The sequence below is a fragment of the Collinsella sp. AM34-10 genome, from assembly GCF_003469185.1.
Taxonomy (GTDB): Bacteria; Actinomycetota; Coriobacteriia; order Coriobacteriales; family Coriobacteriaceae; genus Collinsella.
This window is the reverse complement of record NZ_QSIL01000012.1, coordinates 1-23017: the sequence shown is the minus strand read 5'-3', so window position 1 is coordinate 23017 and position 23017 is coordinate 1. Positions and strand designations below refer to the sequence as shown.

Below are 23017 nucleotides of genomic sequence, written 5' to 3'. Positions count from 1 at the left end.
GCATCTCCTTGCGCGCCCACATTCCACTCCGCCTTAAATCAAGTATACGTTTTGAGACCGGCAAGCTGTTGCCGGCTCGAGGACAGCGGCCCGGTGCACCGGGCCGATCGATAGGGGACTCAGGTTCACAGCGCAGTTTCTTGGGGCTCGCATATATAGGAAGACTTGATCGGCAATCGATTTTAATGAAGTCTACAGCGCATGTCAGAGCTTTCAACAAACCGCAGGTAAATCCGTGTACCAAAAATTGGTACACGGATTTACCTGCGATGTTCATGCTTGGTCAAAAGCCCATCAAGCGATATATCCATTATTTTAATGCGCGCGCCTGAGCTTTTGGCTGAAGTGGCAGTCCGACCGCCGGCAGGCGGCCACGCTATGTCCAAAGGCCACGCCTACTCCCAGTGCCCGGCTACGTCGACGACCCAGTGCTGCCCGTCGAGTTCCTGCCGCAGAGCTACATCAGGGACGTCTTATTGGGGGACGACCGCATGGAACCCCGGGAGATCAAGCTGTACGGCTGATCCATCCGTCAACAACATGTCAAAGCCCCAAACCCCACAGGATCGCGAACGAGGGGATGAATTGACCGCCCGGGTATTTGCGCCCGGGCGGTCAATTTTATCAACCATGGGTGCGATTCTGTGAGGCCATTTTTCTGGCATCCGCCGTTTGCTCCGGTCTCAACGCACCCATCGACCGTTCAGTAATCTTTGCGAACGCGACCACGTGCGCATTTGTCGAACAATCAAATGTCCGACAATGTCTGACGGAGCTGTCAGACATTCACGCACGAACAGGCGAGCTTCGCGAGCGATTGTAGGCATCTAGTAGCCCCAGCTGCGTCTTTGGCGCAGGTTCAACGTCTGACATCTTGAATGTCTGACGTTGAACGAAGCTGGTTGATAACAAGCAGGTGGAATAAACATGGAGCCCGACACCTCTCGCGCAATCGGCGCGCGGCAAGGGTCTGGCCCATCTCATATGTTGCCAACGCTAACGGTGATGTTGCCAACGCTAACGGTTAACCTGAGCGCCCGGACACATTCTTTGTTGGCTGAAACCAGCATAGCAACTAGCGGAAGGCATCATCGAAGGAGTGTGCTGGAAAGCACCCGTCTCCTTAACTGTTAGAAATGCAAGTTAATAATCTATGTGGTCAATATAATACCGTTGAACCCGCGTATAGATACCGCTCAGTCATTCGCCTCGCCCCCGTCGCACGTATCTTCATCCGGTCTGTTACTTTTAATCTAACAATTCTTTGAGGAACGTAGGTGCTTCTAAATGTACTGTCGACTTCTTCTCAAACTAATCCTAAGAGACAAGGCCGTATGGATTTGTACGCTCGTTCTTGCCGCAGCCTTCTCCATCCCCATTGCGTTCAATTCACCCATTTACGGCCCCTTCTTTATGAAGCAGGGCATGCAGAGCTTTGTCGACGCATTCAATACGCGCGCGCCCCAGGCCAGCGGCACAGACCTATCTCCAGAGCAGCAAAATGACGCGGAGCTTGCAAGATACGCGAACGCCGCCCTTGCCGCTCAAACCGACGCCGCCTTTCTCGATTCTGCCGAGAGCTACTACGCGCTCATGGGCGAAGGCTTCCAATCCGGGTCCATCGTGGGAGACCGAGAGACCAATGACGCAGCGCTCGCATATTGCCGTGCCCTGAGCAGCTCCGGCATCACGGATATCCCGGCCTCCGCAAACGACCTGCCATTCCTTTCCTTCCTGCCTTACGCCATTGCCACGGCGCCGTCTTTCCTTCCCTTCATCCCCTTCCTTCTCTCGTCGATACTCGTGCTCGGCGCCACAAGGCCCGGGACCCTGGCGGCAAAGGCGCCCGTGCCCAAATTCCGGCGCCTTATTCAGATCGTGTTTTCGATAATCGTCGCGGGGACCGCGATGCTCCTCGCCGGCCTCGCACCCGGGGGCATTTACGCCTTGGTCCTAAACGGCTTCGGGCAAATTGGGTACCCGATCGCCTTCTTCCATGACGGCGCGCTTACCACCACGACCGCGGGAAACGTCTTCACAGCCCTGCTTCTCGCGCTGCTTGCGGGCGGAACCTTGATATCCGTTTGCTCCGCCGTCCTATCGACCGCAACGAGGCGCGTCCTCGCGGGCCCCCTTACCTCCGCGCTGCTTGTCGCGGCCCCGGCATTCCCGTTATTGTCCGATTCGGCACTAGGGCATAATGCCGTGCTCGGGCTCCTGCCACTGCCCGTATTCTCGCCTATCGAGGCAACGGGTTACGTAGGATGTTTCCCGACGGAATTCATTGGCTCCGGTTCAGGCAGCGCATCGATGCTTGCCGTGGCCCTGGCATACGTCGCGGTCTTTTTTGCGGTCGGCGCCGTTGCGACACGTTCCCCCAAACAGCCTGGACCCGCGAAAAAGCACCATGGGCTCGAGCTTCTGGACGCGAGCGTGGGATACGGAAGCACGACGATACTTTCAATCGGGTCGCTTTTCCTGAGCCCGGGAACGGCGGCGGGCCTCGTTGCTCCCAACGGCTCGGGGAAAACCACCCTTCTTGAAGCGCTGTCGGGCCAATTTCCCACCCGCATCCGCTCGGGAAGCCTGGCGGCAGACGGAATCAGCCAACGTCAATCAGCCGAATTTGCAGAACTCGTCTACCTGAGCTCTTCGGGCAGCGCGGATCTCTATCCCACGCTATCGGCCATCGAGCACCTTGCTTTCGTTAGGGAGGCGTGGAAATCGGCCGCCGACATCGACTCGCTCTGCGACTCCCTCGGAATCTCCCCATATCTCGACAAGCCGACCCGTAAACTCTCGACAGGAATGAAGCAGCAGGTAAAGCTTGCCATGGCGATAGCGACCGATTGCCCGTACCTCATCCTCGATGAACCGCTGAACGGCCTCGATCCGGGAAAACGGAAAACCTCCTGCGACGCGATGCGCAGCGAGGTGGCGCGGGGACGAAGCGTGCTCATTTCAAGCCATCTGCTCGACGACCTGGCAGACCTCACCAACTCGTTCTACTTCATCGAGGCCGGCACGCTCGTGGAAAAGATCAAGTCGTCCTCGCAGACGCTCAAGCAGGAATATCTCGATACATACGAGCGAGGTGAATGACATGATAGGCAAGAGCTATGCAAAGATAGCGATTGTTGGCTTTGTACTTTGTCTTGCAATGGTGCTATGTGCATCATTTGCGAGGTATAGGTCCGAGCAGTCGTTCATCGATGGCGCTGAAAATGGGTTTGGCATAGACGGGATGTATGTCAACGATGGCGCGACCAGGCCGTCTATGGCGATTCTTGCAGGCGAAGACATGGAATGGCAAATCTGTAATGACGATGGCTCTTGTCTGAGTGGTCGTTTGGCCGCAACGAGCGACCCGAATTCGTTCGATCTTCTCGACAATGATGGATCGGATTGCGGTTCAGTTCACCTGTCGTATGCATCACGAGATGGGATGGACGGCATTCTCTACGTCTCCCACGAGTCTGGCGATTTCAAGATGCGCAGGACTAACCGAGTGCCGGCTTTTTTCGAGGAGCGAGAATTCCCGGCGGTCTGCCGATCAGGCCGCCGGGGTATTGAACCCCGCATTCATCCGTACACACACGGATGAATGCGGGAAGTGTCCGGATGAAGTTGATAATCAAGGAAACAAAGCCGTTCTGCCTGGGACGGCTTTGGCTTGGACTTTAACTACAACATCGCAATCGACACTTATCAGCTCGCGCAACGCGCATGGCCAAATCTCGGACGCTGGTACATGGAGGACCTTCGAGATTTACTGGACATCCAAAACGACGACGCACACCGCGTGCTCGCCGACTGCGAAGACGAGATGGCTGTCTACAATGCGATCAGAAACGGCGTGAAGTCCGGAGAGCTTTCTGTGGAACCGCCGCGCCGTCGCGCGAGCCGACCGGGCAACCCGGGCAATCTGGTCCCGGCTCTCCCGGTCGTATTCCTACGATATCGCCCCTAGATCACCAATGTGTCAGATAAAGAATGAGGCAATGGCTATGATTACGCCTACGGCAGATGCAACGACTGCGCCTTTTTTCCTCTCCTTTAGTCCGACGAATAGGGTTGCCGTAAAGTAAAGGGCTGAAATGCAGGCTATGGCAAGCGAAACGAGTTCCTTGGGCGGTTTCAGCAAAAGGTCGCTAGCAAAGAGTAATGCAAGCAGGGCAAAGCCGATTGTGGTCAAGTATCTCGATTGATTTTGCGACTGCATGGCAACTGCCTTTCAGAACATGCAAGTGAAAAGTTGGTACGATGTCATTGCGGTTGCAAACAAGCCGCCGCCAGGACCGGTTGTCACGAGACCGGCGATAACTTCAGCGGTGCCAGCAAGGTAGGGATCGCGCAGGCAAGCCTCCTCCTTCGCGTTCAGCTTGACCTTGTGAGGGACGGTGCGGTTATTTGCAAATCCGTGAGAATCGCACCACGCCTTGGAATATGAATCCGTGCAGCGTCCGCGCTCAAAAAGGGATATATCGTATTTTTCGTCGTAGTTGTCTCCGACGTAGATCTCGCTGCTCTCGGCGGGAGACCCCTCGTCGGCATAGGCTGCCGCAACGGGCACAAATGGTGTCATGACAAGGGAGAGGCAAAGAGCTGCTGAGACGATGGAGGGCAGGCATTTCTTCATGGCTGGCTCCTTAATCTGGGCTTTGATAGTTACTTGATGTCGCCTCCTTCCGCTTTATATCCGTTGTATTTGGCGTATTTCTTTAATAAGGCAAGAGGTTCTTCCTCTCCTTCGGATAAGCCGATGATGTTTCCTTGATCATCCAGTATGAATACGGACGGAATATGCTCAAGTTCATATTGGTCATACACGGTCTTATCTTAATTTTTGCTGATGGCTCAGGCAAGGCGGGGCTTACGTTCGAGGCGACCAACAATGCCCTGGCCCTACAGAGAATAAACGCCACGAACACGCACGCCGGCGGCTGGGAGAAGTCCGAACTCCGCGGCCGCCTCAATACCGGCGACCTCTGGTCGCTTTTGCCTTGCGAACTCCAGTCCAAGGTGAAGTCCGTCACGAAGATGACCGACAACCTGGGCGGCGGCAAGGCAGGCACCCCCTCGGCCACGACTGACAAGGTCTTCCTGCTCTCGATGACTGAAGTCTACGGTGACCTCCAGTCTGACGGCGCCCAGTACGAGTACTACAAATCCAAGGGCGTGACAACGTCGAACTATTCCAGTGCTTCGTCGAGCAGCTATCACTGGACTCGCTCCGTGCATCCGAGCAACTCCGCGTCCTTCCGCTGTGTCCACAGCAACGGCAGCTATGACTACTACAGCGCGACGAACATCTACTGCGTGTTCCCCGCCTTCTGCTTTTAGCCTCATCTGCAACCAATGAAAAGCCCGTGCGATTCTGCGCGGGCTTTTTATTTGGCAACCAAACGAACGATTCTCGTCTTGAAGCATAGTTATCGGTTTGAGTAGAAATGGGGTCACACAGCGGCTCTCAGCGCGCCAGCCGAACTCTCCCGCCATTACCTCTGCGGCGTCCTCGTATGGAGCCCATCCTGTTTGGCGTTTCGCTGCAACAGCTCACTTGTCCACCGTTCAAGTGAGCTACTGGAATAAATACAGCGACACGCTTGTTCGTTACAGTCGCTATATCTGTGTAAATCGCCGCGATAAATACAGCCTGTACTCGGCTGTATACCAGCTACGCGTATGTAGATTCATATCGCGTTAATAAATCGGCTCAAGCGCGTGCAAAACGCGCAAGTAGCCGCAAAAAGAGGTTATCGCGTAGGTAGATTTTTGGCACCTTGTTGCTTAATCAAAATTAAGCAATTGCTTAAAACAAAAAAGGTCAGACACTAGGTGCCTGACCTGCAAACTTCTGGTCGGGACGACTGGATTCGAACCAGCGACCCCTTGACCCCCAGTCAAGTGCGCTACCAAGCTGCGCCACGTCCCGAAGCTTTTGTTTGTTGCTCTGCTCTCGCTCGCAACAGGGATTATATTAACCCGAAACTTTGGCCTAGCGCAAGAACTTTTTTAATTATTTTTGAGCAAGTCCAAAATTGTATCTGCGAGCTGGGGTTTTGTTAGAACGGGAAGTTCTTGCGTACCCGCCGTACTCACGATCCAGGCCTTGTTGGTATCGGTTCCAAAGCCCAAATCGGCGCGTGAGACATCGTTGGCGATAATGGCATCGCAACCCTTGCGCGCGAGCTTGCGCTGCGCGTACTCCAGGACGTTATCGGTCTCGGCCGCAAAGCCGATCACGCACCGCTCCCCCTTTTGGCGCGAAAGCTCAGCCAAAATATCGACCGTCTCGACCAGTTCGATACGATCCAGGCGCTCGTGGGCTTTTTTGAGCTTATGGTCGGCAGGGGCCGCGGGGGTGTAGTCGGCGACGGCTGCCGCGCAAATGGCCGCATCGGCCGTCTGAAAGGCGCTGAGCGCTGCCTTCAGCATTTCAGCGGCGGTCTGCACGCGCACACACTCCACGCCGCGGGGAACATCGAGCGATGTCGGCCCCAACACAAGCGTGACCGCAGCACCGCGGCGTACGGCCTCCCCTGCCAGGGCGACGCCCATCTTGCCCGACGACCGATTGCCGATAAAGCGCACGGGATCGATCGGCTCGTGCGTGGGGCCGGCGGTAATCACGACGCGCTTACCTGCCAGGTCTTGCGGGACAGGGTTCAGCACCTCGCAGATGGCTTCGACGATGTCCTCGGGCTCGCTCATGCGCCCCGTGTCCACGTCGCCGCAGGCAAGGTAGCCACTACCGGGGCCAACCACGTACACCCCGCGGTCGCGCAGCGTGGCCATATTGGCCTGGGTTGCCGGCGCCTTCCACATGCCATTGTTCATGGCCGGCGCGATTGCAATGGGTCGCGGCGTGGCGAGCAGCGTGGTAGAGATGAGGTCGTCGGCGATGCCGTTAGCCATCTTGGCTATGATATTCGCCGTCGCGGGCGCCACGACCACCAGATCGGGCTCCTGGGCCAGTGAAATGTGGTGGATGGGGTCGGAGGGGTCGTCGAACAGGCCCACGGCGACGGGCTCGTTGGTGAGCGCACGGAAGGTGAGCGGGCCCACAAACTCGGTGGCATGCTCGCTCATAACGACCTTGACGCGCGCGCCGCGCTTTTGCAGCAGGCGAACGATATTGCACGACTTATAGGCGGCGATCCCGCCGGTAATGCCCAGCAGGATCGTTTTTCCCTCAAGTTGCATTGAATTGTTGGATGCCGCCGTCATCGCTAGGCTTCCTTGCTCGGGAGTACTAGGAGGCGGTGGCAGTACGGGCAATGCGTGATCTCGCTACCGTCATGGTTGAGGTCGCTCATGGACGATGCCTGCAGCGCGGTGTGGCAGACCGTGGGGATGTTGCCCTTGATGGTCTCGACGGCCAGGCCGCGGAACTGCTTGAGCAGACGCTCGTAGTCGGTGAGCACGCCGGCCGGCAGCGTGGCAGCAAGCGCGGTGCGCTCTTTAGTGGCGGTGTCAATCTGAGCCTGAAGGTCGGCAGCCTTGGCGCGGGCGGCCTTGGTATCGGCCTTCACGCCCTCCTCGAACTTGGCGATGATGGCCTGCGCGCGGGCCTCGCGGTCGAGCGCCTCCTTATGGGCGACAACGACGTCCTTGCGGGTGTGCTCGATCTTGTCCAGACGCTTGGCCAGGGTTGAGAGTTCATTCTCCAGGTCCTGAACCTCACGGTAGTCGGAGCCGTCGACATGGCGCTTCTTGGCAGCCTCGATGGCGTTGTTGGTCTGAATCTCGGTGGTGTTGAGATCGTCGAGCTCAATGTCCAGATCCTTGCGCTGGGCGTAGAGCTTGGTCATCTCGGACTTGAGCTTCACATAGGTCTTGCGCTTGGAAGCGAGCTCCTTGAGCTCCGGCATATTGGCAAGTTCGCTCTTGTTGCGGGCGAGCTCCAAATCGATCTGTTGCAGCTTGAGTAGCGTAGCGCCGGCGCTCATAAGTTCTCTCCTTTTGTCACAGTCCACCATTGGCAAGGGTTCAGTATTTTAATCGCATGACGGGGGTCGACCCCGGCGTCAACTGCAGAGTTCATCAATATATCAACGAATGGCTCTTCGGAGCGGTCGTGGCCGAGCAAGATCACCGGCAGCCCGCGCAAGGCAAGGTCTTGCGCCACGTGGTAGCCCGCCTCGCCGGTTACGATGACATCTGCGCCCGCGGCGATGGCGAGCTCTCCAAAGTCTCCCAGGGAGCCGCCCAAAATAGCGACGGTACGGCATGCGTGCTCGGCTTCGCCCCACACACGCGGGTCGCTGCCGAAGGCTGTGGTAGCACGGGTAGCAAGATCGCGCAGTGTGCACGGGTCGTTGAGCGTTGCAAGCGCGCCCAGGCCGGTGGCCTCGGGGTCGTCCACGTGCTCCAGTGAGCTCACGGGTTCGGCGACCAGCAGCTCGCTCAGGCAGGTGCGCGCTTCGTGCGAACGGTCCAGATTGGTGTGGAGCGAGATGATGCTCACGCCGCAACGCGCTGCCTCGTAGAGCGCCGCGCTGCATTGGGGGCGTGCGGAATACGACGGACAAAACGCCTCGGGCGCCTTGATATAGATGGGATGATGCGTTAGCAGCACGTTGGCGCCGGCCTCCTGGGCGCGGTGCACATTGGCTTCGGTCGCATCGAGTGCGCAGGCAACACCGGTAATCTCCGCGGCAGGGTCGCCGACGGAGAGTCCTACATGGTCCCAACTCTCGGCATCGGTCTTGGGATAGCGCGCCAGCAGCGCGCGCTCAAGCTCGGCCACGATCATGCGGCGCCTACGATCGAGAGCAGCGCACTTGCAAACTCGTCCAGATCGCTCGGATTCACGCGGTCATCGAACGAGATGCGCAGTGCGCCCAGAGCCTGCTCGCAACCGATGCCCATCGCGCTCAAAACGTGGCTGGGGTCCATGCTGCCGCTCGAGCACGCCGAGCCGGCCGAAACCTCAAAGCCGGCGGCATCGAGCTTGACGATGAGCTCCTCGGAATCCATGCCGTCAACGTAGATCGACACCATGCCCGGCAGGCGATCGGCCTGTGTGTAGTCGCCCATGGTGGCATGAATACGCGGATGAGCCGTAAGCGTGGCGTAGAGCTTGTCGGAAAGGGCTTGCAGCGTCGCGCGCTCCCGGTCCACATTCGGCAGCAACACGGAGGCGGCAGCGGCAAAGGCCAGCTGCGTGCGCAGGTCCTGCGTGCCGGCACGACGACCGCCCTCCTGTCCGCCGCCAAAGATGCGCGGGCGCAGCGGCGTGCGGTTCTTAAGGTAGAGCGCGCCGGATGCCACGGGACCGCCAATCTTGTGGGCTGCGACGGACATGGCGTCGACGCCCAGCTCGGTGACATCGAGTGGAATATGCAAGTAGCCCTGGATGGCATCGGTGTGGAACAGGGCACCTGCGGTGTGCGCAGCTGCGGCAAGCTCGCGGATGGGCTGCACCACGCCGGTTTCGTTGTTGGCGACCATAATGCTCACGAGCGCCACGTCGTCGCCTAGCAGCTCGACAAGCGTGGCAGGCTCAACGTAGCCCGCGCGGCAGGGCTGCACCAGGTCGACGGTAAAGCCGGCGGCACGCAGCAGCGGCAGGTTGTCCAGAATCGAATCGTGCTCGATGGCCGAAACGATTACGCGACCGCGCTTGCGATCGCGCTGACGAGCGCCCTCGGCAAGACCGAGCAGCGCCAGCTGGTTGGCTTCGGTGCCGCCGTTGGTCAGTACAATCTCGGACGGGCGGACGTGCGCGCCAAAGCTGCGGGCGATCTCGCGACGTGCAACCTCCAGACGCGCGGCAGCCTTGCGGCCGAGCGAATGCAGCGAGTTGGGGTTGACGCCGGCAAGCTCGCTGTCGTCGTACTCGCGCTGCGCAAGGAGCGCCTCGGCGCGCATTGGCGTCGAGGCGGCATAGTCAAGATTCACGGGTATGCGGTTTTGACCTGCGGTCATAAGGGTTTATGCCTCCTGTGCGGCCTCGTTGCCCAGCTTCTGCAGCAGCGCAACCTCGGCAGCGGGATCTTCGGACTTAAATACGGCGGAGCCGGCCACGAGCACGTTGGCGCCGGCCTTGACGACCTCGGCGATGTTCTTGGAAGAGATACCGCCGTCGACCTCGATCAGGGGCGACACGCCGTGGCGCTCGCACATGGCCTTGAGCTCGTGAAGCTTTGCGATGGTGCCCGGGATAAAGCTCTGGCCGCCAAAGCCCGGGTTCACGCTCATGAGCAGCACCATATCGACGACGTCGATGATGCTCTCGAGCACGCACACGGGGGTGGCGGGGTTGAGCACCACGCCGGCCTTGACGCCGCGCTGCTGCAGATGCGTGAGCGTGCGGTGCAGGTGCGTGGAAGCCTCGTAGTGCACGGTGATCATGTCGGCACCGGCGTCGGCGTACCAATCGACCGTCTCGTCGGGGTTCGTCACCATGAGGTGCGCGTCGACCGGTACATCGGTGGAGCGCTTGACGGCCTTAAGGATGTCAACGCCAAAGGTGAGGTTGCCGGTAAAGTGACCGTCCATAACGTCGAAGTGCACGTAGTCGGCACCGGCGATCTTGTCGAGTTCGCCCTTGAGGTTGGCCATGTCGGCCGAAAGGACAGACGGAGCGATTTTGATGGAACCCATGGTAGAAGCCTTTCTGCGCTAGTCGGTGAGTCCGTAGAACTCTTGAGAAGGGACGCGATCTGTGAGAATCTCGAGCGCCCTATCCAAAGTAACACCGTTGTAGAGCGTTTGCTCCACGGCAAAGGTGAGCGGAATGTCTACGCCCAGTGAACGGGCAAGCTCACTGACGCTGCGGGCCGCGACGGCGCCCTCGACCACCATATGCGTACGTGCCTGGTACTCGTCGAGCGAGATGCCGTGGGCAAACTCGTAGCCAAAGGTGCGGTTGCGCGAATGCTCGGAGGTGCAGGTGGCAATGAGGTCACCCATGCCGGCAAGACCCATGCAGGTCATGGCTTGACCGCCGCGGGCGTGCACCAGACGGCTGATCTCGGCCAGGCCGCGCGTCATGATAAGGGCAAGCGTGTTGTCGCCCGCACCAGAACCGGCGGAAATGCCGCACACGATGGCGATGACATTTTTCATGGCGCCGCAAACCTCGACGCCGGTCATGTCCTGCGACAGGTAGATGCGGAAGGCCGTGGATAGGAGCAGGTCCTTAAAGGTCTCCCCTACCTGTGGATCATTGCTGGCGATGACGGCGGCAGAAAGCCCGCCGCGGCAGATCTCCTCGGCATGGTTGGGGCCCGAGAGCGCCGCGACACGCGACTCGTTGCCGATCTCACTGGCGATTACCTCACTCATAAGCAGGCCGGATTCGGGCTCAATACCCTTGGTGAGGCAGAGTGCCGGGGTGTCGGCGGCGATGAAGGGTGCTGCCTGATGGCATACGCTGCGCAGGTGCGTGGAGGGCACGGCAAAGATGATGGCCTCGGCGCCGTCGAGCGCCTGCGACAGGTCCGTGGCGGCGACAACGTTGCCGGGCAGCTCGTAGTCCACCAGATACCGGGGATTGCGGTGCTCGGCATTGATGCCGGTGGCCGTCTGCTCGCTATGGGCCCACATGGTCACGCGCTCGGCTCGCTCGGCGGCGAGGCCGGCGACGGCGGTTCCCCAGGAGCCGGAGCCAATCAGCGCAACATTCATGACTCTCTCCTACTTATCGTCGGGCTCGGTGACGCGCTTGGTAAACGAGAGCTTGGACTCCTTACCGGCCATGAGCTTTTGGATATTCGAGCGATGGGCCCACACCACGGTGATGCCGATCATCGCCATGCAGAACTTGAGGCCCAGGCTGCTGTACGGAAAGACCGCGCAAGCAGCGATAGGAAGTCCGATGGCCGCGGCAAGCGAACCCACTGACACATACTTGGTGATGGCGACGGCTACGATAAACATGCCCAGCAGCGACAGGCCAATAGGCCAGTACCAGGCGAGGATGACACCCAGACCAACTGCGATACCCTTGCCGCCGTGGAAGTTGAGATAGGGCGAGAAGATATGGCCCCACACGGCTGCCAGGCAAATGACACCGAGCATCCAGTCGCCGGGGGCTCCGGGCGCCATGATGTTCGGCGGAAATCCATAGCCCACGCTCGCGATGAACGGACGGGCGATGACAACGCAGATGGCGCCCTTAAGGCAGTCGAGCAGCAGCGTGAGCGCGGCCACCTTGGGGCCGGCTACGCGCAGGGCGTTGGTGGTGCCGATGTTACCGGAGCCCGCCTTGCGAATGTCGGTGTGGTTAAACACGCGGCCCAAGATCAGGCCAAACGGAATCGCTCCGATAAAGAACGAGACCACGGCGCAGATGGCGGTCAGCAGAATCGGATTATGCATCCTTTTGCTCCTTCTTCCTAAAGAAGAGTCGAATGGGCGTGCCGGCAAAGTCGAAGGTCGAGCGCATGCGGTTCTCCACGTAGCGCTGGTAGGTGTCGTTGACCAGGTCACTGTGGTTGACGAAGAACGTGAACGTCGGCGGGTTGACGCCCGTCTGGGTCACGTAGTGCATGCGCAGGCGGCGCTTGCCGTCCACCACGGTATGACCGAACTCGCGCAGGTCGGTGAGGAACGCGTTGAGGCGCGAGGTGCTAATCTTCTGCGAGCGCGTCTTTTCGGCGGCGTCTACCATCGCCCAGATCTTCTCGACGCTGCGGCCGGTGAGAGCAGAGATGCGCAGGTACTGGGCCCAGGGAGCCATGACGCCCAGACGGCGGTCGATGGTCTCCATGCAGGCCTCGCGCTTACGGTCGTCGTCGAGCAGATCCCACTTGTTGAGCAGCACAACGATGGCGCAGCCGCGCTCGATGGCAAGACCCATGACCTTCTGGTCCTGCTCGGTAACGCCCACGGAGGCGTCGACGACGAGCAGCGCCACGTCGGCGCGGTCGATGGCGCGCAGGCCGCGGACCATGGAGTAGTACTCGATGTTCTCGTACACGGTGCTCTTCTTGCGAATGCCCGCGGTGTCGACCATGCGGTAGTGCTTGCCGTTACGCTCGACGACAGTGTCGATGGCGTCGCGCGTCGTGCCGGCAATGTTGGACACGATAGAACGGTCGGCGCCCAGGATGCGGTTGAACAGCGACGACTTGCCGGCGTTGGGGCGGCCGATGATGGCCACGTTCAGCGCGTCGGGGAACTCATCGGCGACCTCGTCTTCTTCCTCGGGAAGCAGGGCCACGATATCGTCGAGCAGGTCGCCCGTGCCATGGCCATGCAGGGCCGAGAGCGGCGTGGGCTCGCCGATACCGAGCGAATAGAACTCCCAGATGCTGTCGTTTTCGCGATCGGGGTTGTCGAGCTTGTTCACCAGCAGAAAGACCGGCTTGTCGCAGCGCTTGAGCATGCGGGCGACCGACTCGTCCTCTTCGGTGACGCCGGTGCGGCCATCGACTACAAACAGGATGACTGCGGCTTCCTCGGCGGCGGCGAGCGCCTGGTCGCGGATGGACGTGGCAAAGACGTCGTCGCTCTTGAGCGGCTCGATACCGCCCGTGTCGACGATGGTGAACTCGCGGCCGTTCCAATCGGCCGTGTGATACGAGCGGTCGCGCGTGACGCCGCGAGACTCGTGGACGATGGCGTCCGAGGTCTGGGCCAGGCGGTTAACGAGCGTGGATTTGCCCACGTTGGGGCGTCCGACGACGGCGACGATAGGTTTCATCTGCTCTCCTTTAATGGGTAGGTTCAGTGGAAGTGTTAGAGTCGGCAGGCACAATGCCAAGGATATGCTCCAGGGTATCGAGCAGCTCATGCGGCATGGTTGACACCACATGAACCTCGGCGCCGCGACTGGTAAGGCTTGCGAGTAAATCGTCACGATGATACTCGTCAAGCGTCATGCCGTCAGCGTTGAACATGAGCTTAGGCACAAAGAGCATAACCCCCGACAGATCTTGGGGCAGCTGCTCCAAGATGTCACACGCGACGATGAGGCCGGTCACGTCCACGTTGCCGCCAAAGTAGCGGTTCTTGATGGCCGTGACAGTGCCGGCGAGTCCCTGGGGCGACTCCACAAAGCGGGCCACCGTGTCGCGTGCGCTGGCGCCCGAGAGGCACAGCAGATGCTGGCTGCGGGCGGCGATGGCCTCGCGGACGCGGGCCAGACGCTCGGTATAGGCGGCAAGCACGTCGTCGGTCTCGTCTAGATACGAGCGGATCATGCCGATGCCGTCGTAGTACTGCGGGTAACCGTCGTAAAAGTCTGCCTCTGGAGGATCGATGCCGGCGTCCAGATAGAACTCGTCGCTCATCTGGAAGGTGTGGCGGCCAAAGCGCTCATAGGCGCGGTCCTGGAACGGTCGGATCATGGCAATGGTCTCGCGCGCCAGTTCGGGCTTGTCGCTGTATGACCAGCTAAAGCGGTTTTGGTGTTTGGTAAGACCGAGCGGCACAATGCCCAGGCTTGTGATTTGCTCGTGCTCCTCGCAAAAGCGCAGGGTCTTTTCCAGCTCCTCGCCGTCGTTCATGCCGGGGCACAACACGATCTGCGCGTGAATCTCGATGCCGGCGGCCATGATGGTCTCGAGTACGTCCATGCCTCGCTGGGCGTTACGGCCCATCATACGACGGCGGACGTCGGGGCTCACAGCGTGGACCGACACGTTCATGGGACTCATGTTGCGCTGGATGACGTTTTGCACGTCCTCGTCGGTGAGGTTCGTAAGCGTGACAAAGTTGCCTTGCAAAAAGCTTAGGCGATAGTCGTCGTCGCGAATATAGAGCGTGGAGCGGCCGCCCTTGGGGAGCATGGTCATAAAGCAGAACACGCAGGCGTTGACGCAGGTACGCATGCCGTCGAAGATGGGGCCATCGAACTCCAAACCCCAATCCTCGCCGGGAAAGCGGTCGAGCTCGACGGGGGTGACGGTGCCGTCGCGCGGGTCGAAAACCTCGAGGTCGACGGTATCATCGTCGGCCTCCCAGAGCCACACGATCATGTCGGTGAGCGCCTCACCGTTGACCGTGAGCACGCGCATGCCCGGCTCGATACCCACATCCCACGCGGGCGATTCGGGACGCACGTTCTTTACGAGCGCGCCCTCACCCGGCTCGGGGTCGCGGCTGCGCCCGTAATCGGCCACCTCGGCGGCGTATGCGGGTACGGTCTGGTCCATGGTTAGCGGCAAAGCTCCTTGATGCGCTCGACGGCGCGCTCGATGTGTTCTTGCGGGGTGGAGGCTCCGGCGGTGATGCCGATGTGGTGAGCGTCGGTAAACCACGCGGCTTGGAGCTCAGAAGCTTCCTCGATGTGATACGTGCGCTCGCAGGCGTCTGCGCAAATCTGCGCCAGGCGGCGGGTGTTGCCCGAGTTCTTGCCGCCCACGATGACCATGCAGTCGCAGCGGTTGGCAAGTGTGGCTGCTGCCTGTTGACGCTCACTCGTGGCGGCGCAGATGGTGTTGATCACGCGCAGCTCCTGCACGCGCGGGGTGATAGCAGCCACGACCTCGGCCAAGTTCTGCGCAGTCTGGGTGGTCTGCACAACCAAGCCCACTTTACCCTTGAGCGACAGCGCGTCCGCATCGGCAGCGCAGCTCACGACCTGCGCGTCATCGCCGGCGTGGCCCAGGATGCCCTCGACTTCGGGGTGGCCCGGCTCGCCCACGACGATCACGCGGTAGCCCTCGCGCACCAGGCGCTCGGCCGCCACGTGGACCTTCTTCACGTAGGGGCAGGTGGCGTCGACGACGTTAAGGCCACGCTCGCGAGCGGCATCAATGACCTGCGGCACCACGCCGTGGGCGCGGATGATCACAGTGCCCGACGTGGCGTCGTCCAAGGTGTCGGCCAGACCGACGCCTGCCTCGGCGAGCTCGCGTACCACGATCGGGTTATGGATGAGCGGACCCAAGGTATGGACCTGAGTGCACTCACCTGCCTGCGGCGCAGCGGCCAGCGCCATATCGAGCGCACGCTGTACGCCGTAGCAGGTGCCGGCGTGGGCAGCGATTTCGATAGTGGGGGCGTCTGCCTTGCCGGGCACAGCCTCGGCGGTGTTCATGACTTCCTCGTCCATGGCTAGAACCTGCCCGGGTGCTCGGCGCACAGGTCATCACGCATGGCGTAGACGCGACTCATGGCTTCGGACTCAAACCAGGCTAGGCGCTCCTTGCGCTTGAGCTCGACAGGCGCGTCGGAAAGCGAAATTAACTTGCCGGCGCGGATCCAGCACTTTTTGGGGCGCATGATCTTTTTGCCCGCAGGCGTAATATCGGACCAGCCGCAGATGGCGAGCGGGTTGACGGGTGCCTTACCCATCTGGGCGATGAGCGCAAAGCCGCCGTGGACTTCGGGCTTGATCTCGCGCGAGCGGATGCGCGTACCCTCGGGGAAGATCAGGACGTCCTCACCGCGCTGCAGCGCATGCTGGGCGGCACGCAGGCACTTCATGTCGGCGGTGCCGCGCTCGACGGGAATGCCGCCCACGCGGCTAAAGGCCCAGCGCACGATCTTGCTCTTCGCAAACTCGGACTTAAAAATGGGGCGAATGCGGCGGCCGCCAAAGAACAGCGCCGTCTCCACAGCTAGGAGCTCGGCCATCGATGTGTGGTTGCAGATGACCACGCTGCCGCGGCCTTCCTGGCGCTCAAACAGCAGGTCGCTGTCCTCGACCTTCCAACGCCACATGAGCTTGGAGAAGACCCACAGGATGCCCATGACCACGGCGACGGTGCCGCGGATGAGCGCCGGGAACTCGGCGTAGGGGGCGTTGTAGTAATCCTCGGGCGTCTGCTTAAACAGGCGCATGGGCTACCTCCTTTGGTTGATGAGGTCCTCGATGATCGAGACGACCTCGTCGATGGTGTGGGCGGTGGAGTCGACATGTACCGCGTCCTCGGCGGGAACGAGCGGCGCGACCTCGCGGCTGCTGTCGAGCTTATCGCGCTGCTTGAGGGCGTCGAGGGTCTCGTCGACCTCGGCCTCAAGCTGCTCTTCGGTGAGCGGCTGGGCGTCGTTTTGGTGGCGCTGCAGCACACGGCGACGGGCACGCTCGCGCGGGTCGGCGGTCAGGAAGACCTTGACCTGTGCGTTGGGGAACACGACGGTTCCGATGTCGCGACCCTCGGCGACGATATCGCGGTCCTCGGCGGCGCGGCGCTGGTGGATGAGCATGGCGGCGCGCACGCCCGGGTAGGCCGAGACCTTGGACACGTTGGCGTCGACCTGCGGGGTGCGAATGGCGGCCGATGCGTCCTTGCCGTCGATGGTCAGGCGCGTGTCCTCGCCGGTGCCGTTGGTAAAGCGGATCTCGATTTGCTCGGCGAGGGTGTCAATGGCCGCCTCGTCGTCCAGGTCGATGCCGCGGTCGAGCGCGGCGAAGGTGACGGCGCGATACATGGCGCCCGTGTCGAGCTTGTTAAAGCCCAGCTGGCGGGCAATCTCCTTGGCGATGGTGGACTTGCCGGAACCGGCGGGGCCGTCGATGGCGACGATCATGCAATGCTTCCTTTCGGTGGTTGACGTGCTGGTATGGGACGCGGGCGCTGGGGCTTTGCGATTGCCTAGCTCGTGTAGCGCTCGCGGTAGGTGTTGCGCTTGGGCGCGGAGCCGTGGCTACCGTGGTGACGCGTGCGACTCGCGGTGTTGGTCGCCGGCGCGGCGCTGCGCTTGGAGCTGGCCTGCTTGGGCGGGATACCGCCGTCTTTGAGGATCTGCACCTCGCGGTCGGTGAGCTCGCGCCACGAGCCCTTGGCCACATCCTTGAGCTCCAGGCCGGCAAAGTTGCAGCGGTGCAGGCGGATCACCGGGTGGTGAATCTTGCTCAGCATGCGCTTGACCTGGTTCTTGCGGCCTTCGCGGATGATGACCTCCACGGCGGTGGTGCCGGGCTTAACGCCTTGCGGAGCTACGGCCTCGGCCTCGCGCGCGTTAATGACGCGGCAGATCGCCGGCTGGCACAGGCCGTCATCGAGCTCGATGCCGCGGCGGAGTGGTTCTAAGTCGCGATCGGTCAGGTTGCCGTCCACGAGCGCCTGGTAGGTCTTGTAAACATGCTTGCTGGGGTGCAGCAGATCCTGCGACAGGTCGCCGTCGGTGGTAAAGAGCAAAAGGCCCGTGGTGTCGCGGTCCAGGCGGCCCACAGGGAACAGGCCCGGAAAGCGGTCGCGCGGGACCAGGTCGGCCACGCAAGGGCGCTCCTGCGGATCGCTCATGGTGGTGAGGTAGCCGGTCGGCTTGTAGAGCATCAGGTACACGGAGCCCTGGTTGAGCTTGACGGGCATGCCGTCGACCTCGATATGGTCGTGGTCGACGTCGACCTTGGTGCCCAGTTCGGTCGCGATCTGGCCGTTGACGGTCACGCGGCCGGCGGTCATCAGGTCCTCCGATCCGCGGCGGCTCGCCACGCCCGCGCGCGCCAAAAAGCGCTGCAGGCGCATGGTATGCGGGTAGACGGGCTGGGCGTCGGTTGCGGGTACTGCGTTGCCCATGGCACGCGTCTCCCCTACTTCGTTAGTCCTCGTCATGTAAATCCTCCGAGGTCTCGTCGACGACCAGGGTTTCCAAGTCCTCGACTGCCTCAACATCTTCAACATCGGTATCGAGCAGTTCGCGCTCTTCGTCCAGGTCATCGGCCTGCTCCTCGAGCGTGGACTGAATGCTACGACCGCTCAGGCGCTCGCGGATAAACCGGCGCGACTGCTCGTCGGGGGCAAACTGCTCCAGATCGGGCAGGTCGCGGGTGGAGCGCAGACCGAACTTTTCCAAGAAGGCGTTGGTCGTGCCGTAGATGATGGCCTGACCGCGCTCGGGGTCGCGGCCGAGCTCGCGCACCAGGCCCTTGTCCACGAGCGACGCAATGACGCCGTCGGAGTTGACGCCGCGGATGCCCTTGACCACCTCGCGCGTGACTGGCTGGTGGTAGGCGATAACGGCCAAGGTCTCGAGCGCCGCCTGCGACAGCTTTTGCGTGTCCCAGCTCAGCACATAGGCCTCTACCACATCGTGGTAGGCGGGGTGCGTAAACAAGCGCCAACCACCGGCGACCTCGCGCAGCTGAAAACCGCGGTTAGCCTCCTCGTACTCAACTTTGAGCTCGGCGAGCAGCGATGCGCACTCGCCCGGGGCGATATCCAGTGCACTTGCCAGCGCGGGCGCACTCACGGGGTCGCTCGACACCAGCAGCAGCGCCTCCAAGGCGCCTTTGAGGCTGTTTGCCTCCAGCGTGGAAAGGGTTGACATGGTTGCCGCTCCTATTCGGTGAGCTCGGGGCCCTCGCCGGGCACGTATGCCTCGGCGCCCTCGACGCGATTGATTTGAATGGTTCCAAAGATTTCGTCCTGGCTCAGGGTAAGCGAGCCGCGCTTGGCGAGCTCGAGCATGGCCAGGAAGGTGACGACAAGCTGTTCGGTGGTGGCATCGCCGTCCAACAGCTCGCGGAAGGTGCAGGTTTGGTGAGCTATGGTAAAGCGATCGACCGAGGCCACCGTCAGGTCGAGCGGCACGCGATGCGGTGCCACGTGCTCGGCTTCCAGCAGGAAAGTCTGGCGCTTGCCGTCCAGGTCGGCGCAGATGACGGCGAGGCCGCGCAGGGTAATGCCGGCCAGGTAGTCGGGCATAAGGCCAAGGAATTCGGGGTCGGGGCCGGCCACGCGCGGATGCATGCGGCTCTCGGCCTGCATCCGCGCGCCAAGGGCTGCCGCCGCGCCTTTAAACTGCTTGTAGGCAATCAGGCGCTGGATCAGGACTTCGCGCAGGGCGTCGCCGTCGAGCGCACTGAGTTCCTCGAGGTCTTCGTCGTCCTCGTCACCGTCGCCTGTCTTGCGCGGGGCCTCCTGGGGTACCAGCGAGGCTGCCTTAATGTCCAAAAGAGTTGCCGCGACCAGCAAAAAGTCGCTCGCCACGTCCAGGTCCAGCGCCTCGATACGCTCGGCCTCGGCCAGGTATTGCTCGGCCACCTCGCTGATCGAGATGGCGCCGATATCAACTTTTTGGCGGGTTACCAGCTGCAGCAGCAGGTCGAACGGTCCGCTGTAGACCTGCGTCGACACGCGATACGACATCTTCGACCTCCTTTGACGGCGCCTTCGCGGCGCGGTTTGGGTGCATGTTGCGACCGTTTTGCACGGTCGACCTGTAAGTTTACCTTAGATGCCGGCGATTGCGAAGTTGAGCAGCCACTCGGCCAACGGATACACGGTAACGTCGAAATAGCGGCCGATCACGTCGATGCCAGTCCACATGGGCAGCAGATACAGCACAATGATGAGTATGGGCATGGCGTATCGCTGCAGCTGGTAGTAGGTGGAGAGCGCCTTGCCTTTGAGGAACGGCACGATAATCGACGAGCCGTCAAGCGGCGGAATCGGAATGAGGTTAAAGAACGCAAGCGACAGGTTGACCACGATAAAGGTGGCGCCGAAGTTCATGATTTGCGTCGCCACGGCAAAGGACATGCTGGCGTAGAGGTTGCCGTATGCAGCGTGCATGAGGGCTGCGGCCAGGCATGCGAGCGCGATATTCGATGCGGGGCCGGCTGCGCTCACCAGGACCTCATCACGCTTGGGGTGTTTGAGGTTGTTGAGGTACACGGGCACGGGTTTGGCGAAGGCGAACACCGGGCCGCCGGCGGCAAGCATGAGCAGCGGCAGGATGATGGTGCCAAACGGGTCGATATGGTTGAGCGGGTTGAGTGAGACGCGTCCGCGCGAACGGGCCGTCTTATCGCCGAGTGCCCAGGCCGCGGCGGCGTGTGCGCTCTCGTGGATCACGATGCCCACGATGACGGCGACGGCGCTGGCTAGCAGGTTCATGAGGTAGCTGCTGGACATGGCGCTCCCCTAGCGGACGCGACGCGAGGCGCGCGTGAGCAGGTAGTCGGCCACAAACAGGATGACGGCCACGATGGCGTAATCCAAGCGGAACACGCCGCCAAAGGGCGATGTGATGACGCCGTAGCCGGCGATGGCGCTCGGCAGTGCGCGCGAAAGCTCGACGACGAAGCCCACAATCTGCAACTTGGCGGTGAGGCCGCTAAAGCACAGCAGCACGGTCATCGCGCTCATAAAGATGCCGCAGATGCGACAGGCGATGGCGATGATGCTCATCGCCACGGCAGCGGCCTTACGAGAGTTCACGCGCGGTCTCCTCTTCGATCTGGGTGGAAAGCTCCAGCCATTCGTCCTCGAGCTTGGGTAGCTCTTGCTTAAGGCCGTTATATTCCCCCAGCGCGGCGTTGAACTTGTCTTGATCGGCATAAAGCTCTTCGCTCGCCATCAATTCCATAAGCTCGTCATAGCGGGCGCGCTTTTTGTCGAGCTCCGTCTCGATCTTCTTGAGCTGGTTACGCACGCCCTTGAGCTTTTTGTTGAGCGCAGCGCGGGCTTGGGCCTCGGCGCGCTTTTGCTCCTTGGTCTTTTTGCCCTCGGCAGGCTTGGGGGCGGCGACGGGGGTGTCGGCCTGGGCGGCGCTGGCCTTGGCGGACTTGGTCGTGGCCGGCGCGCTCTCCGTGGACGCCTCGGCGGCGGCGCGGGCTGCGAGGTCCTCGCGCTTGTAGAGGTAGTAGTCGTAGTCGCCGTCGTAGACCGTGACTTGTCCGTCGCGGATGTCGATGACGCGGTTGGCCACGGCGCGCACCAGGTGCTCGTCGTGGCTGATCAGCACGATGGTGCCGGGGAAGTTTTGCAGGGCGTTCTCGAGCATGTCCACCGAGTCGATGTCTAGGTGGTTGGTGGGCTCGTCCAGGCACAGAAGTGCCTCGGGGGCCACGAGCATCTTAGCCAGGGCCAAGCGCGCCTTTTCACCGCCGGAAAGGACGCGCACCTGCTTTTCGATGGAATCGTTGTCGCTAAACAGGAAGGCGCCCAGTAGGCTGCGCTGCTGCGGCACGGTCCACTTGGGCGTGACGGTGTCGATCTCTTGCAGGACGGTGTTGGACTCGGTCATGCCCTCGAGCGCGTGCTGGGCGTAATAGGCCACGCCCACGTTGGTGCCCAGGTCGCGGGTGCCGGTGGTGGGCGGCTCCAGACCGGCGATGATCTTCATGAGCGTGGACTTGCCGGCGCCGTTGGGGCCGACGAGCGCCACGTGCTCGCCGCGGTAGAGCTTGAGGTCGATGTCGCTGTAGATGTGCTTGTTGCCGTAGGACTTGGAGACGCCCTCCAGGCCCACGACCATGTCGCCGGAGCGCGGCGGGTCGGGGAACTTAAAGTCGATGTGCTTGTGGCCCTCGGGTAGGATGACAAGCTCCTTTTTGATCTGCTCGATCTTGCGGATGCGCTCCTGGGCCTGGGCGGCCTTGGTGGGCTTGTAGCGGAACTTGTCGACGAAGACCTGCATGTGGGCGATGTCGCGCTCCTGGGCGGCGCGCTTGGCGCGCATCTGCTCAAGGTTGTCCTCGCGCTGCTTGAGGTAGCTGCTGTAGTTGCCGGTGTAAGTGGTCACGCGACGGTTTTCGAGCGCGGCGACGTGGTCGACGCAGGCGTCCATAAAGGCGCGGTCGTGGCTGACGATGAGGACGGCGCCGTCGTAGTTGGCGATAAAGCCACGCAGCCACTGGACGCTTTCGAGGTCCAGGTGGTTGGTGGGCTCGTCCAGAAGCAGCAGGTCGGGATGGCGCAGGAAGAGCTTGGCGAGCGCGATGCGCATCTGCCAGCCGCCCGAGAACTCGGAGCACGGGCGCTCAAAGTCGGTGACCTTAAAGCCCAGGCCGGACAGGATCTTGCGGGCGTTGCTCTCGAGCTCGTAGCCGCCCAGGTGCTCAAAGCGGTCCTGGACCTGGCCGTACTCGTTGAGGAGTGCGTCGACGTCCTTGCCCTGCTCGGAGAGCTCGGTGATTTGGGCCTGCAGCTCGTTAGCGCGCTCGCCCATGCGGCGGATTTCCTTGGCGGCGGCCATGACCTCGGCGAGGATGGTGGTGTCCTTTTGTTCCAGATTAGTTTCCTGCTCTAGGTAGCCCACCTGGCAGTCCTTTGCGTACTGGACCTGGCCGGAGTCGGGACTGTCGATGCCCATGATGATTTTGAGCATGGTGGTTTTGCCAGCGCCGTTGGGGCCCACGAGCGCGAAGCGCTCGCCGGGGTTG

Annotated in this window: 23 protein-coding genes and 1 tRNA gene; 4 read left to right on the top strand and 20 right to left on the bottom strand. The window is 61.4% G+C overall.

From position 1 onward, the window contains the following. Positions 1 to 1425 precede the first annotated feature (1425 nt). The 3 genes from DW823_RS09455 (at position 1426) to DW823_RS09445 (ending at position 3970) form a co-directional block, all read left to right on the top strand. Complete coding sequence (locus DW823_RS09455) at positions 1426 to 3102, top strand: ATP-binding cassette domain-containing protein (RefSeq protein WP_233543079.1); 1677 nt, start codon at positions 1426 to 1428, stop codon at positions 3100 to 3102. A gap of 1 nt (position 3103) precedes the next feature. After that, complete coding sequence (locus DW823_RS09450) at positions 3104 to 3604, top strand: hypothetical protein (protein ID WP_118082017.1); 501 nt, start codon at positions 3104 to 3106, stop codon at positions 3602 to 3604. 69 nt (positions 3605 to 3673) lie between these two features. Continuing rightward, entirely contained in the window at positions 3674 to 3970 is a 297-nt protein-coding gene (locus DW823_RS09445; protein ID WP_118082015.1) for a hypothetical protein, read from the top strand. 264 nt (positions 3971 to 4234) lie between these two features. Here DW823_RS09445 and DW823_RS09435 read toward each other — a convergent pair whose 3' ends face one another. Beyond that, positions 4235 to 4639 (bottom strand): hypothetical protein, encoded by a 405-nt coding sequence (locus DW823_RS09435; protein WP_118082013.1) that lies wholly within the window; start codon positions 4637 to 4639, stop codon positions 4235 to 4237. A 134-nt stretch (positions 4640 to 4773) separates the two neighbouring features. Here DW823_RS09435 and DW823_RS09430 point away from each other — a divergent pair, with 134 nt between their 5' ends. Beyond that, entirely contained in the window at positions 4774 to 5343 is a 570-nt protein-coding gene (locus tag DW823_RS09430) for a DUF6273 domain-containing protein (RefSeq protein ID WP_147350685.1), read from the top strand. Between the two features lie 515 nt (positions 5344 to 5858). On the opposite strand, the gene DW823_RS09425 is transcribed toward DW823_RS09430, so the two are convergent. The 19 genes from DW823_RS09425 to DW823_RS09335 all read right to left on the bottom strand — a co-directional run. Further along, positions 5859 to 5935, bottom strand: a tRNA-Pro gene (locus tag DW823_RS09425). An 80-nt stretch (positions 5936 to 6015) separates the two neighbouring features. Continuing rightward, entirely contained in the window at positions 6016 to 7230 is a 1215-nt protein-coding gene (coaBC, locus tag DW823_RS09420; protein WP_233543078.1) for a bifunctional phosphopantothenoylcysteine decarboxylase/phosphopantothenate--cysteine ligase CoaBC, read from the bottom strand. 2 nt (positions 7231 to 7232) lie between these two features. Next, on the bottom strand, positions 7233 to 7952 hold the full coding sequence (locus tag DW823_RS09415; protein WP_118082011.1) for a zinc ribbon domain-containing protein: 720 nt from the start codon (positions 7950 to 7952) through the stop codon (positions 7233 to 7235). Continuing rightward, positions 7949 to 8758: a Nif3-like dinuclear metal center hexameric protein gene (locus DW823_RS09410; protein ID WP_118082009.1), complete on the bottom strand. Its 810-nt coding sequence runs from the start codon at positions 8756 to 8758 to the stop codon at positions 7949 to 7951. The genes DW823_RS09415 and DW823_RS09410 overlap by 4 nt, the downstream gene beginning before the upstream one ends. After that, positions 8755 to 9933, bottom strand: coding sequence for a cysteine desulfurase family protein (locus tag DW823_RS09405; RefSeq protein ID WP_118082007.1), 1179 nt, complete (start codon positions 9931 to 9933; stop codon positions 8755 to 8757). Before DW823_RS09405 ends, DW823_RS09410 begins: the two co-directional genes overlap by 4 nt. Positions 9934 to 9939: 6 nt before the next feature. Next, positions 9940 to 10611: a ribulose-phosphate 3-epimerase gene (gene rpe / locus DW823_RS09400; RefSeq protein WP_055250140.1), complete on the bottom strand. Its 672-nt coding sequence runs from the start codon at positions 10609 to 10611 to the stop codon at positions 9940 to 9942. A gap of 18 nt (positions 10612 to 10629) precedes the next feature. Beyond that, the gene (locus DW823_RS09395; RefSeq protein ID WP_055250142.1) at positions 10630 to 11637 is read right to left on the bottom strand and encodes an NAD(P)H-dependent glycerol-3-phosphate dehydrogenase; all 1008 of its coding nucleotides are present in this window, start codon (positions 11635 to 11637) and stop codon (positions 10630 to 10632) included. A 9-nt stretch (positions 11638 to 11646) separates the two neighbouring features. After that, on the bottom strand, positions 11647 to 12330 hold the full coding sequence (gene plsY / locus DW823_RS09390) for a glycerol-3-phosphate 1-O-acyltransferase PlsY (protein ID WP_055250144.1): 684 nt from the start codon (positions 12328 to 12330) through the stop codon (positions 11647 to 11649). Continuing rightward, positions 12323 to 13657 (bottom strand): ribosome biogenesis GTPase Der, encoded by a 1335-nt coding sequence (gene der, locus DW823_RS09385; RefSeq protein WP_117776260.1) that lies wholly within the window; start codon positions 13655 to 13657, stop codon positions 12323 to 12325. Before der ends, plsY begins: the two co-directional genes overlap by 8 nt. A 10-nt stretch (positions 13658 to 13667) precedes the next feature. Then, positions 13668 to 15110, bottom strand: a complete 1443-nt coding sequence (locus tag DW823_RS09380; protein WP_118082004.1) for a DUF512 domain-containing protein — start codon at positions 15108 to 15110, stop codon at positions 13668 to 13670. A gap of 2 nt (positions 15111 to 15112) precedes the next feature. Next, entirely contained in the window at positions 15113 to 16012 is a 900-nt protein-coding gene (locus DW823_RS09375; RefSeq protein ID WP_233505669.1) for a 4-hydroxy-3-methylbut-2-enyl diphosphate reductase, read from the bottom strand. A gap of 2 nt (positions 16013 to 16014) precedes the next feature. Further along, on the bottom strand, positions 16015 to 16743 hold the full coding sequence (locus DW823_RS09370; RefSeq protein WP_117840616.1) for a lysophospholipid acyltransferase family protein: 729 nt from the start codon (positions 16741 to 16743) through the stop codon (positions 16015 to 16017). Between the two features lie 3 nt (positions 16744 to 16746). Next, positions 16747 to 17433 carry a (d)CMP kinase gene (gene cmk / locus DW823_RS09365; RefSeq protein ID WP_117840618.1) on the bottom strand — a complete coding sequence of 229 codons (687 nt, stop codon included), beginning with the start codon at positions 17431 to 17433 and terminating at the stop codon, positions 16747 to 16749. Between the two features lie 65 nt (positions 17434 to 17498). Further along, the gene (locus DW823_RS09360) at positions 17499 to 18425 is read right to left on the bottom strand and encodes a pseudouridine synthase (RefSeq protein ID WP_117646529.1); all 927 of its coding nucleotides are present in this window, start codon (positions 18423 to 18425) and stop codon (positions 17499 to 17501) included. Positions 18426 to 18447: 22 nt separating this feature from the next. Next, positions 18448 to 19176 carry an SMC-Scp complex subunit ScpB gene (gene scpB / locus DW823_RS09355; protein ID WP_117564783.1) on the bottom strand — a complete coding sequence of 243 codons (729 nt, stop codon included), beginning with the start codon at positions 19174 to 19176 and terminating at the stop codon, positions 18448 to 18450. Positions 19177 to 19187: 11 nt separating this feature from the next. Further along, the gene (locus DW823_RS09350; RefSeq protein WP_118082002.1) at positions 19188 to 19997 is read right to left on the bottom strand and encodes a ScpA family protein; all 810 of its coding nucleotides are present in this window, start codon (positions 19995 to 19997) and stop codon (positions 19188 to 19190) included. A gap of 84 nt (positions 19998 to 20081) precedes the next feature. Further along, positions 20082 to 20765 (bottom strand): site-2 protease family protein, encoded by a 684-nt coding sequence (locus DW823_RS09345; protein ID WP_117564781.1) that lies wholly within the window; start codon positions 20763 to 20765, stop codon positions 20082 to 20084. Between the two features lie 9 nt (positions 20766 to 20774). Next, positions 20775 to 21071: a hypothetical protein gene (locus DW823_RS09340; RefSeq protein WP_164473297.1), complete on the bottom strand. Its 297-nt coding sequence runs from the start codon at positions 21069 to 21071 to the stop codon at positions 20775 to 20777. Continuing rightward, the coding region (locus DW823_RS09335) for an ABC-F family ATP-binding cassette domain-containing protein (protein WP_147350684.1) at positions 21058 to 23017 on the bottom strand (1960 nt) is incomplete at its 5' end. The genes DW823_RS09340 and DW823_RS09335, both read right to left, overlap by 14 nt.

Coding starts and splice junctions, on each gene's coding strand:
- DW823_RS09455 (WP_233543079.1), top strand. CDS start 1,426: ATGCAGAGCTTTGTCGACGCATTCAATACGCGCGCGCCCCAGGCCAGC.
- DW823_RS09450 (WP_118082017.1), top strand. CDS start 3,104: ATGATAGGCAAGAGCTATGCAAAGATAGCGATTGTTGGCTTTGTACTT.
- DW823_RS09435 (WP_118082013.1), bottom strand. CDS start 4,639: ATGAAGAAATGCCTGCCCTCCATCGTCTCAGCAGCTCTTTGCCTCTCC.
- coaBC (WP_233543078.1), bottom strand. CDS start 7,230: ATGACGGCGGCATCCAACAATTCAATGCAACTTGAGGGAAAAACGATC.
- DW823_RS09415 (WP_118082011.1), bottom strand. CDS start 7,952: ATGAGCGCCGGCGCTACGCTACTCAAGCTGCAACAGATCGATTTGGAG.
- DW823_RS09410 (WP_118082009.1), bottom strand. CDS start 8,758: ATGATCGTGGCCGAGCTTGAGCGCGCGCTGCTGGCGCGCTATCCCAAG.
- DW823_RS09405 (WP_118082007.1), bottom strand. CDS start 9,933: ATGACCGCAGGTCAAAACCGCATACCCGTGAATCTTGACTATGCCGCC.
- rpe (WP_055250140.1), bottom strand. CDS start 10,611: ATGGGTTCCATCAAAATCGCTCCGTCTGTCCTTTCGGCCGACATGGCC.
- DW823_RS09395 (WP_055250142.1), bottom strand. CDS start 11,637: ATGAATGTTGCGCTGATTGGCTCCGGCTCCTGGGGAACCGCCGTCGCC.
- plsY (WP_055250144.1), bottom strand. CDS start 12,330: ATGCATAATCCGATTCTGCTGACCGCCATCTGCGCCGTGGTCTCGTTC.
- der (WP_117776260.1), bottom strand. CDS start 13,657: ATGAAACCTATCGTCGCCGTCGTCGGACGCCCCAACGTGGGCAAATCC.
- DW823_RS09380 (WP_118082004.1), bottom strand. CDS start 15,110: ATGGACCAGACCGTACCCGCATACGCCGCCGAGGTGGCCGATTACGGG.
- DW823_RS09375 (WP_233505669.1), bottom strand. CDS start 16,012: ATGGACGAGGAAGTCATGAACACCGCCGAGGCTGTGCCCGGCAAGGCA.
- DW823_RS09370 (WP_117840616.1), bottom strand. CDS start 16,743: ATGCGCCTGTTTAAGCAGACGCCCGAGGATTACTACAACGCCCCCTAC.
- cmk (WP_117840618.1), bottom strand. CDS start 17,433: ATGATCGTCGCCATCGACGGCCCCGCCGGTTCCGGCAAGTCCACCATC.
- DW823_RS09360 (WP_117646529.1), bottom strand. CDS start 18,425: ATGGGCAACGCAGTACCCGCAACCGACGCCCAGCCCGTCTACCCGCAT.
- scpB (WP_117564783.1), bottom strand. CDS start 19,176: ATGTCAACCCTTTCCACGCTGGAGGCAAACAGCCTCAAAGGCGCCTTG.
- DW823_RS09350 (WP_118082002.1), bottom strand. CDS start 19,997: ATGTCGTATCGCGTGTCGACGCAGGTCTACAGCGGACCGTTCGACCTG.
- DW823_RS09345 (WP_117564781.1), bottom strand. CDS start 20,765: ATGTCCAGCAGCTACCTCATGAACCTGCTAGCCAGCGCCGTCGCCGTC.